20 protein-coding genes are annotated in these 19,025 nt (G+C 68.7%); all 20 read left to right on the top strand.

The features are described 5' to 3' along the window. Positions 1-24 precede the first annotated feature (24 nt). The 20 genes from mreC (at position 25) to urtB (ending at position 19,022) form a co-directional block, all read left to right on the top strand. Entirely contained in the window at positions 25-978 is a 954-nt protein-coding gene (gene mreC, locus DFR31_RS07600) for a rod shape-determining protein MreC (RefSeq protein WP_342767661.1), read from the top strand. After that, positions 975-1,463, top strand: a complete 489-nt coding sequence (gene mreD, locus DFR31_RS07595) for a rod shape-determining protein MreD (RefSeq protein WP_121441989.1) — start codon at positions 975-977, stop codon at positions 1,461-1,463. Before mreC ends, mreD begins: the two co-directional genes overlap by 4 nt. A 7-nt stretch (positions 1,464-1,470) precedes the next feature. Continuing rightward, the gene (mrdA, locus tag DFR31_RS07590) at positions 1,471-3,363 is read left to right on the top strand and encodes a penicillin-binding protein 2 (protein ID WP_121441988.1); all 1,893 of its coding nucleotides are present in this window, start codon (positions 1,471-1,473) and stop codon (positions 3,361-3,363) included. Then, positions 3,350-4,501: a rod shape-determining protein RodA gene (gene rodA, locus DFR31_RS07585; RefSeq protein WP_121441987.1), complete on the top strand. Its 1,152-nt coding sequence runs from the start codon at positions 3,350-3,352 to the stop codon at positions 4,499-4,501. The genes mrdA and rodA overlap by 14 nt, the downstream gene beginning before the upstream one ends. A 24-nt stretch (positions 4,502-4,525) precedes the next feature. Next, positions 4,526-5,518, top strand: coding sequence for a lytic murein transglycosylase B (gene mltB, locus DFR31_RS07580; protein ID WP_121441986.1), 993 nt, complete (start codon positions 4,526-4,528; stop codon positions 5,516-5,518). Then, entirely contained in the window at positions 5,515-6,510 is a 996-nt protein-coding gene (locus DFR31_RS07575) for a septal ring lytic transglycosylase RlpA family protein (protein WP_121441985.1), read from the top strand. Before mltB ends, DFR31_RS07575 begins: the two co-directional genes overlap by 4 nt. Before the next feature lie 70 nt (positions 6,511-6,580). Continuing rightward, complete coding sequence (locus DFR31_RS07570) at positions 6,581-7,726, top strand: D-alanyl-D-alanine carboxypeptidase family protein (protein ID WP_121441984.1); 1,146 nt, start codon at positions 6,581-6,583, stop codon at positions 7,724-7,726. A 13-nt stretch (positions 7,727-7,739) separates the two neighbouring features. Next, positions 7,740-8,600, top strand: coding sequence for a D-amino acid aminotransferase (locus tag DFR31_RS07565; RefSeq protein ID WP_121441983.1), 861 nt, complete (start codon positions 7,740-7,742; stop codon positions 8,598-8,600). A gap of 1 nt (position 8,601) precedes the next feature. Next, positions 8,602-8,880: a YbeD family protein gene (locus tag DFR31_RS07560; RefSeq protein WP_121441982.1), complete on the top strand. Its 279-nt coding sequence runs from the start codon at positions 8,602-8,604 to the stop codon at positions 8,878-8,880. Positions 8,881-8,930: 50 nt separating this feature from the next. Then, a complete protein-coding gene (lipB, locus tag DFR31_RS07555) occupies positions 8,931-9,575 on the top strand; it encodes a lipoyl(octanoyl) transferase LipB (RefSeq protein ID WP_121441981.1) in 645 nt (214 codons plus the stop codon). 190 nt (positions 9,576-9,765) lie between these two features. Further along, positions 9,766-10,368, top strand: a complete 603-nt coding sequence (locus DFR31_RS07550) for a HupE/UreJ family protein (RefSeq protein ID WP_121442200.1) — start codon at positions 9,766-9,768, stop codon at positions 10,366-10,368. A gap of 10 nt (positions 10,369-10,378) precedes the next feature. Then, positions 10,379-11,260: an urease accessory protein UreD gene (locus DFR31_RS07545; RefSeq protein ID WP_121441980.1), complete on the top strand. Its 882-nt coding sequence runs from the start codon at positions 10,379-10,381 to the stop codon at positions 11,258-11,260. A 10-nt stretch (positions 11,261-11,270) separates the two neighbouring features. Then, positions 11,271-11,573 (top strand): urease subunit gamma, encoded by a 303-nt coding sequence (ureA, locus tag DFR31_RS07540; protein WP_011627933.1) that lies wholly within the window; start codon positions 11,271-11,273, stop codon positions 11,571-11,573. A 10-nt stretch (positions 11,574-11,583) separates the two neighbouring features. Next, positions 11,584-11,904 (top strand): urease subunit beta, encoded by a 321-nt coding sequence (locus DFR31_RS07535; protein WP_121441979.1) that lies wholly within the window; start codon positions 11,584-11,586, stop codon positions 11,902-11,904. After that, entirely contained in the window at positions 11,901-13,607 is a 1,707-nt protein-coding gene (ureC, locus tag DFR31_RS07530) for an urease subunit alpha (RefSeq protein WP_121441978.1), read from the top strand. Before DFR31_RS07535 ends, ureC begins: the two co-directional genes overlap by 4 nt. Positions 13,608-13,781: 174 nt before the next feature. Further along, positions 13,782-14,270, top strand: a complete 489-nt coding sequence (gene ureE, locus DFR31_RS07525; RefSeq protein WP_121442199.1) for an urease accessory protein UreE — start codon at positions 13,782-13,784, stop codon at positions 14,268-14,270. After that, a complete protein-coding gene (locus tag DFR31_RS07520) occupies positions 14,260-14,946 on the top strand; it encodes an urease accessory protein UreF (RefSeq protein ID WP_121441977.1) in 687 nt (228 codons plus the stop codon). The genes ureE and DFR31_RS07520 overlap by 11 nt, the downstream gene beginning before the upstream one ends. A gap of 66 nt (positions 14,947-15,012) precedes the next feature. Continuing rightward, positions 15,013-15,648, top strand: coding sequence for an urease accessory protein UreG (gene ureG / locus DFR31_RS07515; protein WP_121441976.1), 636 nt, complete (start codon positions 15,013-15,015; stop codon positions 15,646-15,648). A 193-nt stretch (positions 15,649-15,841) separates the two neighbouring features. After that, complete coding sequence (gene urtA, locus DFR31_RS07510; protein ID WP_121441975.1) at positions 15,842-17,182, top strand: urea ABC transporter substrate-binding protein; 1,341 nt, start codon at positions 15,842-15,844, stop codon at positions 17,180-17,182. 136 nt (positions 17,183-17,318) lie between these two features. Continuing rightward, entirely contained in the window at positions 17,319-19,022 is a 1,704-nt protein-coding gene (urtB, locus tag DFR31_RS07505) for an urea ABC transporter permease subunit UrtB (RefSeq protein ID WP_121441974.1), read from the top strand. Positions 19,023-19,025: the final 3 nt, after the last annotated feature.

Below are 19,025 nucleotides of genomic sequence, written 5' to 3'. Positions count from 1 at the left end.
CGGCCCTGAAATCCGGTAAGGGTCATCAAGCCGCTATTCCTGCAAGGACCTTCCATCACCGTGCGACTGGTGCTACTGGCACTGGTCTCGGTGCTGTTGATGACCCTGGATCACCGCCAGCAGTTGGCCGAGCCCGTCCGGCAGGGCCTGGCCGCTGTGGTCTGGCCGGTGCAGCAGGCGGTGAGCCTGCCCTATGAGGCAAGTCAGCGGCTGGCCGAGCAGCTCAGTGGTCGCCAGCAGCTGATCGACGAGAACCGCGATCTGCGCCGTCAGTACCTGCTGGACCAGGCCCGCCTGCAGCGCCTCCGGTCCCTGGAGGAGGAAAACCAGCGCCTGCGCGACCTGCTCGGCTCCTCCGGCCAGCTGGGTGAGACGGTATTGATCGCCGAATTGCTCCGCGTCGATCTCGACCCCTACTCCCATCTGATCCAGGTGGACAAGGGCAGCCACCAGGAGGTGACCATCGGCCAGGCGGTGCTGGATGCGCAAGGGGTGATGGGGCAGGTGGACCGGGTCGGGCCCCGCGCTGCCATGGTCCGCCTGATCACCGATCCCAGCCATGCCATCCCCGTGGAGGTGAACCGCAACGGGTTGCGGACCATCGCGCTGGGCACCGGTGACCTCAACCGGCTGGAACTGGGCAGCGTGCCGATCAACGCCGACATCCGCGCCGGAGACCTGTTGGTGACCTCCGGTCTGGGCGGGCTCTTCCCGCGCGGCTACCCGGTGGCCGAGGTGGAGCGGGTGGTGGTGGACCCGGGCGAGCCCTTCGCCCGTGTGACCGCCCGTCCGCTGGCGGCGCTGGACCGGAGCCGAAAGATGGTGCTGGTGCAGGGCGCCGCCCTGCGCGGCGCGGCGGACCTGCCGTCGCCGGAGGAGTTGAGCGCGCCCCCTGCGGCGCCGGCCGCCGGGGCGCCGGCGCAGGCCCCCGAGGCGCTGGAGGCACCGGTTGAACCGCCACAAGAGGAGGCACCGTGAGTCAGGTGGTCCCGCGTGGTCGCTGGGTGATCCTGTTCAGCCTGCTGGCGGCCGGCATGCTGGTGCTGGTGCCCATGCCGGATTGGGCCGCGCCGGCCCGGCCCCAGTGGGTGGCGCTGGCGGTCATGTACTGGGCGATGGCGCTGCCCAGTCGGGTGGGGGTGACGGTCGCCTGGATGGGCGGGTTGTTCCAGGATGCGCTGGTGGGCAGCCTGCTCGGCCAGCATGCCCTGGCTTTCGCCCTGATCACCTGGATTATCCTCAAGCTGCACCAGCGCACCCGGCTGATGCCGGTCTGGCAGCAGGCCCTGATCGTGCTGCCGCTGCTGTTCGCGGTACAACTGGTGCTGTTCTGGGTCAACGGCCTGATCGGCCGGCCGGCGCCGCCGTGGCAGGCGTGGTTGGCCCCGGTGGTCGGGGCGGCCATGTGGCCCTGGGTGTTTTTCCTGCTGCGTGCCGCGCGTCGCCATTTCGGCGTACAGTAAAGTCAGCATGTACTCGAACAAGGCCATTAAAGACGGTTCCCGCGAGTCCCGTCAGTTTCTCCGGCGCGCCGTTGTCGCGGCGGTGGCGGTCGCCCTGCTGACCGGGGTGTTGGTCAACCAGATGGTCAAGCTGCAGGTGCGCGACCACGAGCACTACAGCACCCTCTCCCAACAGAACCGTGTCCGTATTCAGCCGGTGCCTCCCACGCGGGGGCTGATCTACGACCGCAACGGCGTGCTGCTGGTGGAGAACCGCCCCTCCTACCGCCTTACCGTCACCCCGGAGCAGGTGCGCGACATGCCGGCCCTGCTCGAGGCGCTGGGCGAGGTGGTGGACCTGGACGAAGCGGACATCAACCGCTTCGAGCGCCAGCTGCAGCGCTCGCGCCGTTTCCACGAGGTGCCGCTGAAGCTGCGCCTCACCGAGGAGGAGGTGGCGCGGCTGTCGGTGCACCGGCACCGCTTCCCCGGGGTGGAGGTCCGTGCCCAGCTCACCCGCCACTACCCCCACGGCGAGCACATGGCCCATGTGCTGGGTTACGTGGGCCGGATCAGCGAGCAGGAGCTCCGCCGCATCGATACCGCCAATTACGCCGGCGCCACGCACATCGGCAAGAGCGGCGTGGAGCGGGCCTACGAGGACCTGCTGCACGGCCGCGTCGGGTACGAGCAGGTGGAGACCAACGCCCTGGGGCGGGTGCTGCGGGTGCTGGAACGGACTCCGCCGGAGCCGGGCACTGACCTGCACCTCACCCTGGACAGCCGATTGCAGCGCGTGGCCGAAGCGGCGCTGGAGGGGCAGCGGGGCTCGGTGGTGGCCATGGATGCGCATACCGGCGAGGTGCTGGCCATGGTCAGCGAACCGGGCTACGACCCCAACCTGTTCGTGGGGGGCATCAGCCACCAGCAGTTTCAGGCCCTGCAGAGTGCCGGCAGCCAGCCGCTGTTCAACCGCTCGATCCGCGGTCAGTACCCGCCTGGCTCCACCATCAAGCCCTTCGTGGCGCTGGCGGGCCTGCACCACGGCGAGACCGATGAGCGGCGCCGCGTGCAGTGCTCCGGGCAGTTCTCCATCCCCGGGGATGACCGCGTCTACCGGGGGCGCTGGCACTCGAACAACGGCCGCCTGGCGCTGCGCGAGTCCATTGCCGAGTCCTGCAACATCTATTTCTACGACCTGGCCTACCGGATGGGTATCGACGACATGTCGGATTTCCTGGCCGGTTTCGGGTTCGGTCAGCTGACCGGGCTGGATATGAACGGCGAGCGTCCCGGTGTGCTGCCCTCGCGTGACTGGAAGCGCGGGGCGCTGGGCGAGGGCTGGTACCACGGCGAGACCCTGCACACCGGCATCGGCCAGGGGTATTTCTCGGTCACGCCGCTGCAACTGGCGGTGGCCACCGCCATCATGGCGAACCGCGGCTACCCGGTGGAGCCGCGCCTGCTGGCCCGCACCGGTGAGGGGGATGAAACCCTGGCCGCGCCGCCCGAGGTGATGGAGCGCGAGGCCCGGATCACCGTGGACGACCCGGCCTACTGGGATGCCGTGATCGAGGGCATGGAGATGACCGTGCACGGCCGCTACGGTACGGCGCGTGGTATCACCAATGGCCTGGACTACCGGATCGCCGGCAAAACGGGTACCGCCCAGGTCTCCGCCCAGATGCGGGATATCGACCACGAGGAGCGGCCCTACCACCACCGCGACCACAGCTTGTTCGTGGCCTTCGCTCCGGCAGAGCAGCCCCGCATCGCCATCTCGGTGGTGGTGGAGCATGGTGGTGGCGGCGGCCGGACGGCGGCGCCGGTGGCCCGCCAGGTACTGGACGCCTACCTCGACATGGAGGAGGCGCTGGAGGGCGAACCGCCCCCGGAGGGTTACATCGATGGCGACGATTGATATTGGCCGCAACACCCTGGCTGGCCGCGCCCGGCTCGGGACCAGCCGGCTCTCGCCGCTGCAGCGCTACCTGCACCTGGATGGGACCCTGTTGACGGCGCTGCTGCTGGTGGCGCTGTTCGGCCTGGCGGTGCTCTACAGCTCCTTTGGGGAGGACCCGGCACAGGTGCAGCGCCAGCTGGTGCGCCTGGGCATCGCCTTTTCCGCCATGCTGGTCATGGCGCAGATCCCGCCCAGCACGCTGCGCCGCTGGACGCCCTGGCTGTTCGCTGCCGGCGTAGTCATGCTGCTGGCGGTCATGGTGCTTGGGGTCATGGGCAAGGGGGCCCAGCGCTGGCTGGACCTCGGGTTTATCCGCTTCCAGCCCTCGGAGCTGATGAAGCTGGCCATCCCGATGATGGTCGCCTGGTGGCTTGCGGAGCGGCCGCTGCCGCCCAACTGGCGGCACATCGTCATCTGCGGCACGCTCATCCTGGTGCCAACAGCCCTAATAGCGCTGCAGCCCGATCTGGGCACCGCGATCGTCACCGCGGCCTCCGGCTTTTTCGTGCTCTACCTGGCCGGTCTGCGCTGGCGCTGGATGATAACGCTGGCGTTGCTGCTGGCGGCGGCGGCCCCGTTGATGTGGTTTTTCGTCATGCAGGACTACCAGCAGCAGCGGGTGCTGACCTTCCTGAACCCGGAGCGTGATCCCCTGGGCGCCGGCTACCACATCATGCAGTCCAAGATCGCCATCGGCTCCGGGGGGCTCTTCGGCAAGGGCTGGCTGAACGGGACCCAGGCCCATCTGGACTTCCTGCCGGAACGGCACACCGACTTCGTCATGGCGGTGGTCAGCGAGGAGTTCGGGCTGATCGGTGTGCTGCAACTGCTGGCCGTCTATCTTTTCATCGTCGGCCGGGGGCTGTGGATTGCTGCCAACGCCCAGGACACCTGGAGCCGGCTGGTGGGGGGAAGCCTGGCGCTGACGTTCTTCATCTACGTCTTCGTTAATGCCGGCATGGTTTCAGGGTTGCTGCCGGTGGTGGGGCTGCCGTTGCCGCTGGTGAGTTTCGGTGGCACATCGTTGGTGACGGTGATGGCCGCTTTCGGTATTCTCATGTCCATACACACCCACCGAAGAATCTGGTCTTCCTGAACAACTTAGCGGGTATTCTGTGTAATGGACCTTAAGAAATCCTGCTGGGCCGCCGGCTTTATGCTGCTCGCCGGCCTGGCGAGCCCGGCGCAGGCCGGTTTCTCCGACGAAGGGCTGGCCGATTTTGCCGACGAGGTCAGTGAGCGCCACGGGCTGGAGCGGGCCCGGGTGCAGGCCCTTGTGGAGGGCGCGGTGTTCCAGCAGGACATCATCGACGCCATCTCCAGCCCGGCCGAGGCCCGGCCCTGGCGCGAGTACCGCCCGATCTTCCTGACCGAGTCGCGCATCGAGGAGGGGGTCGAGTTCTGGGACGCCCACTCCGACAAGGTCGACGAGGCCGCTGAAGCCTTCGGGGTGGCCCCGGAGGTGCTGGTGGCCATCCTCGGGGTGGAAACCCGCTACGGCCAGCATGCGGGTCGGCACCGGGTGCTGGACGCCCTTGCCACCCTGGCCTTCGGCTACCCGCCGCGCGCCGATTTCTTCCGCAGCGAACTGGAGCAGTTCCTGCTGCTGGTGGAGGAGGAGGGCCTGGAGCCAGAGGGGCTGAAGGGCTCCTACGCCGGGGCGATGGGGCTGCCGCAGTTCATATCCAGCAGCTATCGCCACTACGCGGTGGACTTCGACGGCGATGGTCAGCGGAATCTGTTCGAGAACAAAGCCGACATCCTCGGCAGCGTGGCCAACTACTTCAGCGAACACGGCTGGCGCACCGGTGAACCGGTGGCGGTAAGGGCCGAGGTCTCGGGCGAGGCGTGGGCCGAGCTCACCAGCCCGAACCGCGGGCCTGCCCGCACCCGCCACACCATGGCGGAGTTGTCTGCGGCCGGAGTCACGCCGGCCAGCGATGTGGCGGATGACACCCCGGTGGCCCTGCTGGAGCTGGAGGGCGAAGAGGGCCCTGAATACTGGGTGACCTTCCACAACTTCTACGTCATCACGCGCTACAACCACAGTGCGCTATACGGTCTGGCGGTCTACCAGCTGGCCGAAGCCATCCGGGAAGGGCGTGACGCATGAGCCGCCTGACGCTTCCCGCGCTGGCGCTGGTCCTCCTGCTGGCCGGTTGTGCCGGGCCGGACGCCCCTTCCCCGACCCCCAGCCCCAGCGGCAGCGACCCCTGGGCGGGTCGTACCCCCGACGCCGGGCCGGACAGCCCGCCGGACCTCAGCGCCGTGCGCGATGCCGTGCCTCGGGAGGAGCCCCGTGCGCGGTACGGGAACCCGGCCAGTTACGAGGTGTTTGGCGAGACCTACCACGTGAAGGAGACCGCGGAGGGGTATGAGGAGGAGGGCCGGGCCTCCTGGTACGGCACCAAGTTCCACGGTCGGCGCACCTCCAGCGGCGAGACCTACGACATGTACGCCATGACCGCGGCCCATCGCACCCTGCCGCTGCCGGCCTATGCCGAGGTGACCAACCTGGACAACGGCAAGCGCGTGGTGGTGCGGATCAACGACCGTGGGCCCTTCGTGGACAACCGGATCATCGACCTCTCCTACGCCGCGGCCTACCGGCTGGACATGGTGGATGCCGGCACCGCGCCGGTGCGGGTGCGTACCATCACCGTGGGCGATCTGCCCACCGTGGCGGATGCCGCCGACTCGGCGGACGCCGGCGAAGAGAGTGGCTCGTCCGCCGAAGCGGCCACCGAGGCACCGGTCCGGCTCGGAGAGGCGGCGGGTATCCCCGAGGTGGACCTGCCCGAGGGGGAGCGCCTGAGCGTCACCCGCAGTGATGACGAGCCGGAATCCGGCGCTGCCGAGGACAATGGCAGCAGCGCCGAGCAGGGGCGCTACTTCCTGCAACTGGGCGCCTTCGGTGACGAGGACAACGCCCGACGCCTGCGTGACCGCCTGGCGAGCAAACTATCCGCCCCGGTCCGGGTCCATAGCGAGAACGGTGTCCACCGGGTCAAGGTGGGGCCAATGACCGATATGCGGGCGGTGGACCAGGCCCACGGCGAGTTGCACGGCCAGGGGCTGCTGGACTTCCACCTGGTCGAACGCTAGGCCGCGGCGCACCGCACGCCACTGTGTACAATGCCCAATCCCCACAACCGATCGTGAGCGAGTTGAACCCATGCGTCAGCTGATCATCGCCTGCCTGCTGTCTCTGCTGGTCCTGTTTTCCAGTTCGGCCGTCGGTCAGATCCCCATTCCCACACCGGCGGCACCCTCGGTCGGGGCCGCGTCCCACGTATTGATGGACGCCCGCAGCGGGCAGATCCTGGCCGAAGGGAATGCCGATGAGCAGCGCGATCCGGCCAGCCTGGTCAAGATGATGACCGCCTACGTGGTCTTCAGCGAGCTGCGCGAGGGCAACGTCGACCTGGAGGAGATCGTCACCGTCAGCGAGCGGGCCTGGCGTACCCCCGGCTCGCGCATGTTCATCGAGCCGGGTGACGAGGTGCGGGTCGCGGACCTGATGCGGGGGGTGATCATTCAGTCCGGCAACGACGCCTGCGTGGCCCTGGCCGAACACCTCGCGGGCGACGAGCAGACCTTCGCCCAGGTGATGAACAGCTACGCCGAGCAGCTGGGCATGGAGAACACCTACTTCGCCAACGCCACCGGTCTTCCGGACGAGGCGATGAAGACTACCGCCCGGGATACCGCCCTCCTGGCCCGCGCCATCGTGCGCGACTTCCCCGAGTACTACAGCTGGTACTCCGAGCGCAGCTTCACCTGGAACGACATCCGCCAGTCCAACCGCAACCGCCTGCTGTGGCGCGATTCCAGCGTGGACGGGATCAAGACCGGCCACACCAGTGCGGCCGGCTACAACCTGGCGGCCTCCGCCGAGCGCGATGACATGCGCCTGGTGTCCGTCGTCCTCGGCACCTCCAGCGAGCAGGCCCGGGCGGACCAGACCCAGTCACTGCTCAACTACGGCTTCCGGTTCTTCGAGACCCACCGCCTGTACGACGATAACGAGGAGCTGACCCGCTCCCGCGTCTGGAAAGGCGACATGGAGGACCTGGGGGTCGGCATCGACGGCGAGCTCTACCTGACCATCCCACGCCGCCAGTACGACAACCTGGAGGCGAGCCTGCGGATCGATGAGCCGCTCGTCGCCCCCATCGAGGCCGGTGATCAGGTGGGCCGCCTGGTCGTCCGCTTACAGGGCGAAGTCATGCACGAGGAGCCGCTGCTGGCCCGCGAGACCGTCGCCGAGGGCAGCCTCTGGCGCCGGGTGGTGGACGACGTGCTGCTGCGCTTCCAGTAAGGGGCCGATGGGCATGAGCAGACTGTGTTATCTCAACGGCGAGATCCTTCCCCTGGACGAGGCCCGCATCTCCCCGATGGATCGCGGGTTTCTCTTCGGTGACGGGGCCTACGAGGTGATCCCTGCCTACGATGGGCGCCCGTTCCGCCTGCCCGAGCACCTGCGCCGGCTGGACCAGACGCTGGAGGGCATCCGGCTGCCCAACCCTCACAGCCACGCCGAGTGGGCGGCGATGATCGCCCGACTGCTGGAGGCCGCGGGGGGCGGTGACGCGGGGGTCTACCTGCAGGTGACCCGCGGCGTACCCGAGGTGCGGGACCACGCCTTCCCCCTCGACGCCCGGCCGACGGTGTTCATGACGGTCTCGCCGTTGCCGGCGCCCCTGGGCCCGGAGGCTGGCGAGGGCGCAAGCGCCATCCGCCTGCGGGACAACCGCTGGGGCCGCTGCGACCTGAAGACCACCGCACTGCTGCCCAACGTGCTGCTCCGCCAGGAGGCCATCGAGGCCGGTGCCGACGAGGCGCTGCTGCTGCGCGACGGCCAGCTGACCGAGGGGGCGGCCAGTAACGTCTTCGTGGTGTGTAACAATGAGGTCATGACGCCGCGCCAGAGTCCGAACCTGTTGCCCGGTGTCACCCGGGATTTCGTGGTGGAGCTGCTGCGCGAGCGCGGGGTTCCCTGCCAGTGCAGCGCCATCAGCGCCGACCAACTGGCCCGCGCCGACGAGATCTGGCTGACCAGTTCCACCAAGGAGGTGCTGCCGGTGACCCGGCTGGATGGCGAGCCGGTGGGTGATGGGCGCCCGGGCGCCTTCTGGCGGCAGGCGCGCACCTGGTTCGATGAGTACAAGGCGGCCTTTGCCGCTGGAGAGTAAGATGGTTCAGCAGTTTGACGAGGACAACACCCCACTGGAATTCCCCTGCCGCTTTCCCATCAAGGCCATGGGGCGCGCCGAGGCGGATGTGGAATCGGTGGTCCGCGCCGTGCTCACCGAGCACCTGGAGCGGCCCGAGCAGGTGGAGTTGCGTATCTCCGAGAGCCGTAACGGCCGGTTCATCTCGGTGACCGCCACCATCACCGCCCACAGCCGGCCGCAGCTGGACGCGATCTACCGCTCGCTGCACGCCGAAGAGGCGATCCTGATGACCCTGTAGGGGGTCCCCTGTGCCTGCCTTGCGGCTGGGCCCGCTTCCAAGGAGTCTCTATGCCCCCGTGCCCGTTGACCGACATCCAGGTGCGTTACTTGGGCGAGCGTGACTACCGCCAGACCTGGGAGGCCATGCGCCGGTACACCGACGAGCGCGGGCCGGACACCGCGGACCAGCTCTGGGTGGTCTCCCACCCGCCGGTCTACACCCTGGGCCAGGCCGGCAAGCCCGAGCATATCCTCGCGCCCGGTGCCATCCCGGTGGTGGAGACGGACCGTGGCGGCCAGGTCACCTACCACGGTCCGGGCCAGATCGTGCTCTACCCATTGCTGGACCTCCGCCGCTGGGGGCTGGGCGTGCGCAGCCTGGTCTCCGCCCTGGAGCATACGGTCGTCAGTCTGCTCGCCGGCTATGGCATTGCCTCCGCCGCCCGTGACGACGCCCCCGGTGTCTACGTGGACGGACGCAAGGTGGCCTCGGTGGGCCTGCGGGTGCGGCGCGGCTGCAGTTACCACGGTGTCGCGGTGAACGTGGACATGGACCTGGAGCCCTTCAGCCGGATCAACCCCTGCGGCTACCCCGGGCTGGAGGTCACCCGCCTGCTCGATCTGGGCGTGCCCACCCCCTACGAGCGTCTGGAGGCGGACCTGGCGCTGCACTGCCTTGAGGCCATCGCCGAGTACGGCACCCCGTCTTCCTGAGCGCGGCGGCACCGCCCGCCGCACCAGGATAGGGCGCTTGTCGCCACCCGCACCGTTGCGGTGCGGGCCGGCGCGCCGTTGAAGTGCACAACCCGCTGATTTCCCGGGTCACCACGGCTGGCATGCAACTTGGATAGGCAACGGACAGGCGTACCCGCCTTCCGTTGACTCTTTGCATGTCGAGGTGATCATGAACCGTACCCTCCCCCTTGCCATCCTCCTGGGGCTCCTGGCCCTGGTGGTCGCCCCGTTGGCCCTGGCGCACCCCCACCCGCACCCCCATGTCCACGGCGGTTTCGGCCACGGGCTGTTGCACCCGCTGGTGGGCCTCGATCACCTGCTCGCCATGGCCGGTTTCGGGGTCTGGGCCAGCCAGCAGGGCGATGCCCGCAAGGCCCTGCTGCTCCCGGCGGCCTTCCTGGCCGCGATGGTGGCGGGTTTCGCGATCGGCCTGGCCTCCGCGCCCTCCATGGCCGTGGAGTTCGGGATTCTCGGCTCGGTGCTCCTGGTGGGCGGCCTGGTCGCCTGGGGCGGGCGCCTGCCGCTGTCGGCCGGCATGGGGCTGGCGGCGGTCTTCGCCCTCTTCCACGGCCACGCCCACGGCGCGGAGATGGCCGCTGGCCTCTCGGGTCTGAGCTTCGGCGCGGGTTTCCTGCTGGCCAGTGCCGGCCTGCTCGCGGCGGGCGTGGGCCTGGAGCGCCTGGCCCGACGGAGCGTGCCCGCCATGCCCCTGGCGCGGGGCGCCGGCGTGGGTATCGTGCTGGCCGGTCTCGTGCTCGTCGCCCTGTTCTGAGCGCGGCGAGATGGCTGTTGCCCAACAAGCCTGGTCCGCAGGGGCCAAGCCGGCCGCTTCTGACCCGCCCGCGAGTCCGGGGTGGCAGGGCGTATTGCGGCTGGACTTCGCCCGACGGGGCGAGCGCACAGCTCTGGTGCGTAAACGCCACCAGGGGCCGCTGGTGGTCCAGCGCACCTTCCACCCGGAGGGCGCGGCCTGCCACGCCTACCTGCTGCACCCCCCCGGGGGGCTGGTGGGTGGCGATGAGTTGGACCTCTCCGTGGCGGTGGGCGAGGGCGCTCACGCCCTGATGACCACCCCCGGGGCCGCCAAGTTCTACCGCTCCCTGGGCGACTGGTCCACCCAGCGGCAGGTCTTCCGGCTGGCGCCGGGGGCCGCGTTCGAGTGGCTGCCCATGGAGACCATCCTCCACGGGGGCAGCCGCAGCCGGCTGATCAACCGCTTCGAGCTGGGCGAAGGGGCCCGCCTGATCGCCTGGGAGATGGTGGCGCTGGGCCGTCCGGGGAGTGGTGACCACTTCCCCCGGGGTGCCCTGGACCAACGGTTGGAGGTGGATCGCGAGCAAATGCCGCTGCTGCGGGAGCGCCTCTCCCTCGATGCCGAAGACCCCCTGCGCAAGGCCCCCTGGGGGCTCCAGGGCCAGGCGGTGTTCGCCACGCTGCTGGCGTCCCCCGCCCCGGAGGGCCTGGAGCGCGACCTGCGTGAGGCGCTGCAACCACTGTCTGGCGTGCGCATGGGGGTCACCCGATGCCCGGAGGGACTGTTGGCGGTGCGCGTGCTGGGGCCCGGCGTGGAGCCGGTGCGCCAGACCCTGGAGCAGGTCTGGCGGACCATCCGTGAGCCCGTGGTCGGGCGTCCCCCCTGTCCCCCCCGAATCTGGAGTACGTGAGGCCGAACCCATGGATCTGACCCCGAGAGAGAAAGACAAGCTGCTGCTCTTCACTGCCGGGCTGCTGGCGGAGCGGCGCAAGGCCAAGGGCCTGAAGCTCAACCACCCGGAAGCGGTGGCGCTCATCTCCTGCGCCATCATGGAGGGCGCCCGGGAGGGGCGCTCCGTGGCCGAGATGATGGACGCGGGCGGCCAGGTGCTGACCCGGGAGGACGTGATGGAGGGGGTCGCGGAGATGATCCCCGAAGTACAGGTGGAGGCCACCTTCCCCGACGGGGTCAAGCTGGTCACCGTTCACGAACCCATCCGCTAGGGGGCGCACCATGATACCCGGAGAAGTCCGTACCGAGGACGGCGAGATCACCCTCAACGAGGGGCGCGACACCCTCACCGTGGCGGTCACCAACACCGGCGACCGCCCCGCTCAGGTGGGATCCCACTACCACTTCTACGAGGTCAACGACCACCTCCACTTCGACCGTGAGCCCACCCGGGGCTTCCGGCTGGATATCGCCGCCGGCACGGCGGTGCGCTTCGAGCCCGGCCAGAGCCGCACGGTGCAGCTGGTGCGCTACGCGGGCAGTGGCGATGTCTACGGCTTTCAGGGCCGGGTGATGGGGCCGGCAACAGGAGAGAGCGCATGACTACCCGAATTTCCCGCCGCGCCTACGCCGACATGTTCGGCCCCACCACCGGCGACCGCGTGCGCCTGGGGGATACCGAGCTGTTCATCGAGGTGGAGCGCGATCACACCGTTTACGGCGACGAGGTGAAATTCGGCGGCGGCAAGGTGGTGCGCGACGGCATGGGGCAGAGCCAGCGTACCAACGCCGAGGCCGTGGACCTGGTCATTACCAACGCCCTCATCCTCGACCACTGGGGGATCGTGAAGGCGGACGTGGGCATCAAGGCCGGGCGCATCCACGCCATCGGCAAGGCTGGCAACCCGGACACCCAGGACGGTGTGCACGTCATCATCGGCCCCGGCACCGAGGCCATCGCCGGCGAGGGCAAGATCCTCACCGCCGGACACATCGACGCCCATATCCACTTCATCTGCCCGCAGCAGATCGAAGAGGCGCTGATGTCCGGGGTCACCACCATGATCGGTGGGGGCACCGGCCCGGCCACCGGCACCAACGCCACCACCTGCACCCCCGGACCCTGGAACATCCACCGCATGCTGGAGGCCGCCGAGGGCTTCCCCATGAACCTGGGCTTTCTCGGCAAGGGCAATGCCAGCCTGCCCGATGCGCTGAACGAGCAGGTGGAGGCCGGCGCCCTGGGGATGAAACTGCACGAGGACTGGGGCACCACCCCGGCGGCCATCGACAACTGCCTGAACGTGGCGGAGGCCCACGACGTGCAGGTCTGCATCCACACCGACACCCTCAACGAGTCGGGTTTCGTGGAGAACACCCTGGCCGCCTTCAAGGGGCGCACCATCCACACCTATCACACCGAAGGGGCCGGTGGCGGGCACGCGCCGGACATCATCAAGGCGGTGGGCGAGGCCAATGTGCTGCCCTCCTCCACCAACCCCACCCGCCCCTACACGGTGAACACCATCGACGAGCACCTGGACATGCTCATGGTGTGCCACCACCTGGACCCGGCCATCCCCGAGGACGTGGCCTTCGCCGAGTCGCGCATCCGTCGCGAAACCATTGCCGCCGAGGACATCCTCCACGACCTGGGCGGGTTCTCGGTGATCGCCTCCGACTCCCAGGCCATGGGCCGGGTGGGGGAGGTGGTCATCCGCACCTGGCAGACCGCCCACAAGATGAAGGTGCAGCGCGGGCCGCTGGCGCCGGACAGCGAGCGCAATGACAACTTCCGCGCCCGGCGCTACATCGCCAAGACCACCATCAACCCGGCCATCGCCCACGGCGTGGCCCACGAGGTGGGCAGCATCGAGCCGGGCAAGCTGGCGGACCTGGTGTTGTGGGACCCGGCCTTCTTCGGGGTGAAGCCGAGCCTGATCCTGAAGGGGGGGTTCATCGCCGCCGCCCCCATGGGCGACCCCAACGCCTCCATCCCCACCCCGCAGCCCCGCCACTACCGGTACATGTTCGGTGGTTTCGGCAGGGCCATGCCCAACAGCTCGGTCACCTTCGTCTCCCGGGCGGCGCTGGAGGCCGGGGTGGGGGATCGGTTGGGCCTGCAGCGGCGACTGGTGGCGGTACGGGACTGTCGCAGCATCACCAAGCGGGACATGGTGCTGAACGATTATCTGCCCAAGATGGAGGTGGACCCGGAGACCTACCAAGTGCGGGCAGACGGCGAGCTGCTCGTCTGCGAGCCGGCGAACGTGCTGCCCATGGCGCAGCGGTATTTCTTGTTCTGACGACCCCAGCGCACTCTGATCCTCGTCATCGCGAGGCCCCAGGCCCGCGGCGATCCAAGTGCTGGCCTGGACTGCCACGCCCCTTTGGGGCTCGCAATGACGGTGGGGCGGGGCTGGTCGCGCTATAGCGCCTTTACGGTCACCCAGTTACTACGAGGAGCCTCCAAAAACATGATGTTGACCTTGATTGAACGACTTTCCGACTCCGCCCCACCGGACGCCACCCTGACCCTGCCCTTCCAGGTGCGCCAGAAGAGCCGTTTCCGTGCCCGGCTGGACGACGGCCGTGAGGTGGGTGTCATCCTCAGTCGGGGCGAGATCCTGCGCGATGGTCAGTGCCTGCGGGCCGAGGACGGCACCGTGGTGAGGGTGCGGGCCGCCGACGAGGCGGTGAGTACCCTGCGCAGCGATGACGGTCTGGCGCTGGCGCGCGCCTGCTACCACCTGGGAAACCGCCACGTCCCCCTGCAGATCGGGGCCGGCTTTGCCCGCTACCTGCACGATCACGTGCTGGACGACATGCTCCGGGGCCTGGGGCTGGAGGTGCTGAGCGAACAGGCCCCCTTCGAACCGGAGCCGGGGGCCTACGGCGGCGGGCACGGCCACGGCCATAATCATGGCCACGACCCTAACCACCAGCACGACCACGCCCATGAGCACTGAGACCGACCCCGGCCTGGCCCAGCGGCGGCTCTGGCAGCTGATCAGCCCCACCCTGCCCATCGGCGCCTACAGCTACTCCGCCGGCCTGGAATATGCCGTGGAGGACGGCTGGCTGCGTGATGCCGACGCCGTGGCCGACTGGCTGCAGGGCCAACTCCACCACGCCCTGGCGCGGGTGGACATCCCGGCACTCGCCCGCCTGCACGCCGCATGGCAGAGCGAGGACGCCGTGGCCCTCCATTACTGGAGCCAGTGGCTGCGGGCCAGCCGGGAGACCATGGAACTGCGGGAGGAGGATCGCCACGTGGGCCAGGCCCTTGCGCGGTTGCTGCGCGACCTGGACCTGCCCGAGGCCGCCCCCTGGGTGGACGACCCCATCGCCGGCTGGCCCACCCTCTACGCCCTGGCCGTCGCCCGCTGGGCCATCCCCCTGGAGACCGCCGCCGAGGCCTACCTCTGGGCCTGGTGCGAGAACCAGGTGGCCGCCGCCATCAAGCTGGTGCCCCTGGGTCAGACCGCCGGCCAACGGCTGCTGCTGGCACTGGCCGAACCCGTGGGCGAGGCCGCCCGCCTCGGGCTGGCCCTGGACGACGAAGACATGGGCGGCGGCCTGCCCGGCGTCGCCCTGGCCAGCAGCCTGCACGAAACCCAGTACTCCCGGCTGTTCCGCAGTTGAGGAGACTTCACCTAACCGCTAGCCCCGCCAGGGCCGACCCCACCCATATAGAGAAAGGAACGGATCATGAAAGACAAACCCGCATTGAGAGTCGGCATCGGTGGCCCCGTGGGCTCCGGCAAGACCGCCCTGGTGCAGGCCCTCTGCAAGGCCCTGCGCGAGCACTACGAGATTGCCGTGGTCACCAATGACATCTACACCCGCGAGGACGCCGAGTTCCTGACCCGGAATGGTGCACTCCCCGCCGACCGCATCATCGGCGTCGAGACTGGTGGCTGCCCCCACACCGCCATCCGCGAGGACGCCTCCATGAACCTCGCGGCCGTGGCCGACCTCAACCAGCGCTTCCCCGCCCTGGAAGTGGTCTTCATCGAGAGCGGCGGCGACAACCTCTCCGCCACCTTCAGCCCCGAACTCTCCGATCTCACGATCTACGTCATCGACGTCTGCGCCGGTGACAAGATCCCCCGCAAGGGCGGCCCCGGCATCACCCGCTCCGACCTGCTGGTGATCAACAAGATCGACCTGGCGGAGGGCGTGGGCGCCTCCCTGGAAGTGATGGACCGGGATAGTCGCCGTATGCGCGGGGAGCGGCCCTTCGTCTTCACCAACCTGCACGTGGGCGAAGGGCTGCAATCCGTGATCGAGTTCATCGTCACGGAAGGGATGCTCGAGCGGAAGCCGGCGCTTGCACCAGTATGAAAAAGCGGGGGTGCGCCGTGATCCGATTTGGTGCGCGGGATGGGGGTCATCACGGTTCATGCCTTGAAATGAATCCAAAAAGTCGAGCATAAGCAGTGGTTTGCAAGGCTGGCACGGGGGTTGCTTTTGCCTGATCGAGCTAACGCCTGCCGGTGCACCGCACTGGCGGGATCCTAAGCATCAGGAGGGAAGCATGAGTAAATCGCAAACGCGTACCAACCCCGTCGCCGGCCTGCGCCGCACCGCCATCGCCGCGGGCGTCATGGCCGCCGTCGGTCTGGGGGGGCCGGCGGTGTCCGTGGCCGACGAGGGGCCGATCAAGGTGGGGATTCTCCACTCCCTGTCCGGCACCATGGCCATCAGCGAGACCTCGCTGCGCGACGTGGCCCTCATGACCATCCAGCAGATCAACGAGCAGGGGGGGCTGCTCGGCCGTGAACTGGAACCGGTGGTCATGGACCCGGCCTCCGACTGGCCCCGCTACGCCGAACAGGGGCGGGAACTGCTGGAGCGCCACGAGGTGGACGTCATCTTCGGCTCCTGGACCTCCGTCTCCCGCGAGGCGGTGCTGCCGGTGCTGGAAGAGCTTAACGGCCTGATGTTCTACCCGGTGCAGTACGAGGGCGAGGAGTCCTCCCGCAACATCTTCTACACCGGCGCGGCCCCGAACCAGCAGACCATCCCCGCCGTGGAATACCTGATGAGCGAAGAGGGCGGCGGCGCCGAGCGCTTCTACCTGGTGGGCACCGACTACGTCTTCCCGCGCACCACCAACCGCATCGTCCGCGCCTTCCTGAATCACCACGGCGTCAGCGACGACGACATCGAAGAGGTCTACTTCCCCTTCGAGCACAGCGATTTCCAGTCGCTGGTGGGTGATATCCGCAGCTTCGCCGACGGCGGCCCCACGGCGGTGATCAACACCGTCAACGGCGACTCCAACGTGGCCTTCTACCAGGAACTGGCCAACCAGGGCATCGACGCCATCGACATCCCGGTGCTGGCCACCTCGGTGGGTGAGGAAGAACTGCGCGGCATGGACACCGGCCCGCTGGTGGGCCACCTGGCGGCCTGGAACTACTTTATGTCCATCGACACCCCGGAGAATGAGAAATTCGTCTCCACCTGGATGGATTACGTGGAGGCCGAGGGCCTGAGTGGCGGTAGCGACCGGGTGACCAACGACCCGATGGAGGCCACCCACATCGGCATCCGCATGTGGGCCCAGGCGGTCCTGCAGGCCGGCACCACCGACGTGGACGCGGTGCGCCAGGCGGTCTACGGCCAGTGCGTGGACGCCCCCTCCGGTTTCGAGATCTGCATGGACGAGGAGAACCACCACCTGCACAAGCCGGTGATCATCGGCGAGATCCAGCCCGACGGGCAGTTCGCCCCGGTCTGGGAGACCGACGGCCCGGTGCGCGCCGAGCCCTGGAGCGAGTACCTGGAAGACAGCCGGGACAAGGTCGCCAACTGGCGCTACCCCTGGGTCTGCGGTGACTGCACCGAGCCCACCTACGAGCTGGACTTCTGATCCGCTGTTGACGGACGGGGCCGCCACGCCGGCCCCGTCCCCCGCCTGAAGACCGAGTGTCGGGGCCCCGGGTGACCGGGGTCCGCGGCACCCCATCAGTCCCCCGGGGCCATGCCCCGACCGGACGGGAGCGACCATGAAAGCCTTGACGCGATGGGCGCTGGCAGTCCTGTTGTGCGCGGCGGCAGCGAGCGCCGTGGCCGAGGAAGAACTGACTGCCGAGGAGCGCGCCGCCCAACTGGCGGAGACCGAGGCCGACACCGTCGAGGTGGCCGGCGACGGGCTGGCCGAAGAAACCGCCGAGGCGGTCTCGAAGATGGCCACCAGCAACTGGCAGGACGTGCGCGATGCCATCAACCGGCTTGCCGAACTCAACGACGCCGATGCCCTGCCGGTGCTCCAGGCCCTGCAGGACCGGCGCCTCTATTACGACCAGGACGAGCGCGTGCTGGTGGAGGACGCCCTCACCGGGCAGCTGCGCAACCCGGTCACCGGCGAGGGTGTGGACCGGGAGGGGCTCGACCTGAGCGAACCGCCCCTGACCAACCCGATCCGGCGGAGCCTGCGCCCGGTGATCGGGCAGTTGCAGATCTTTTCCGACGAATTGCCCCTGCGCCTGGCGGCCGCCGAGGAACTGGCCGACCGGCCCCAGGCCGCCATGCTGGATACCCTGCGCGAGGCGGTGGAGCAGGAGGACAACGCCGAGGTGGCGCGCTTGCTCAATATCGCCATCGCCCGGCTGGAACTGGATGACGACGACGCCGAGGTGCGTCTGGCCGCCGTGGAGATTATCGGCGAGGTCCGCTCCAGCCGCCTGAAATCCCAGCTCCAGCGCCTGCTGGCTCAGGACGACGAGGGCGTCTACAGCGAGCCCGACGAGCGGGTACGCGAGGCGGCCCGCGAGGCCATTGAGGCCATCGAGTCCCGGGAGCGGGTGGCCAGCGTGCTCAGTGACCTGGTCTACGGCCTGTCCATGGGCAGCGTCCTGCTGCTGGCGGCGCTGGGGCTGGCGATCATCTTCGGGCTCATGCGGGTCATCAACATGGCCCACGGCGAGCTGCTGATGATCGGCGCCTACGTCACCTTCCTGGTGCAGAACTTCTTCGTCTTCTTCCTGCCCGGGCTGTTCAACTTTTACCTAATAGCGGCTGTCCCCGTGGCCTTCATCGCCACCGCCCTGGTGGGCATCGCCATGGAGCGGGGGGTCATCCGATTCCTCTACAAACGCCCCCTGGAGACCCTGCTGGCCACCTGGGGCATCAGCCTGATCCTCATCCAGACCATGCGCAGTATCTTCGGCGCCCAGAACGTGCGGGTCTCCAGCCCCGAGTGGTTCTCGGGCAGCGTGCAGTTGATGCAGGGGGTCTCCCTGTCCACCAGCCGGGTGGGGGTCATCCTGTTCGCCATCTTCGTGGTGGCCCTGGTCTGGTTCCTGATGCAGCGCACCCGCCTCGGTCTGGAGGTGCGGGCGGTGATGCAGAACCGGGAGATGGCCGCGGCCCTCGGGGTCTCCGCCAACCGGGTGGACATGTGGACCTTCGCCGCCGGGGCCGGGGTGGCCGGCCTGGGGGGCGTGGCCCTCTCGCAGATCGTCAACGTCGGCCCGCAGCTCGGTCAGGCCTACATCGTGGACAGCTTCATGGTGGTGGTGCTCGGTGGCGTGGGTAACGTCATGGGCTCGGTGGTCAGCGCCCTGGGCATGGGGGTCTTCTCCAAGTTCCTGGAGCCGGTGACCGGCGCCGTCATGGCCAAGATCCTGCTGTTCACCGCCATCATCCTGTTCATCCAGTGGCGTCCCCAGGGCATCTTCGCCCTCAAGGGCCGCTCCGCCGACGACTGAGGT

The organism is Alkalispirillum mobile (assembly GCF_003664325.1).
GTDB lineage: Bacteria > Pseudomonadota > Gammaproteobacteria > Nitrococcales > Halorhodospiraceae > Alkalilimnicola > Alkalilimnicola mobilis.
Note: the sequence above shows the minus strand (reverse complement) of the source record. Positions and strands in the feature narration are given on the sequence as shown.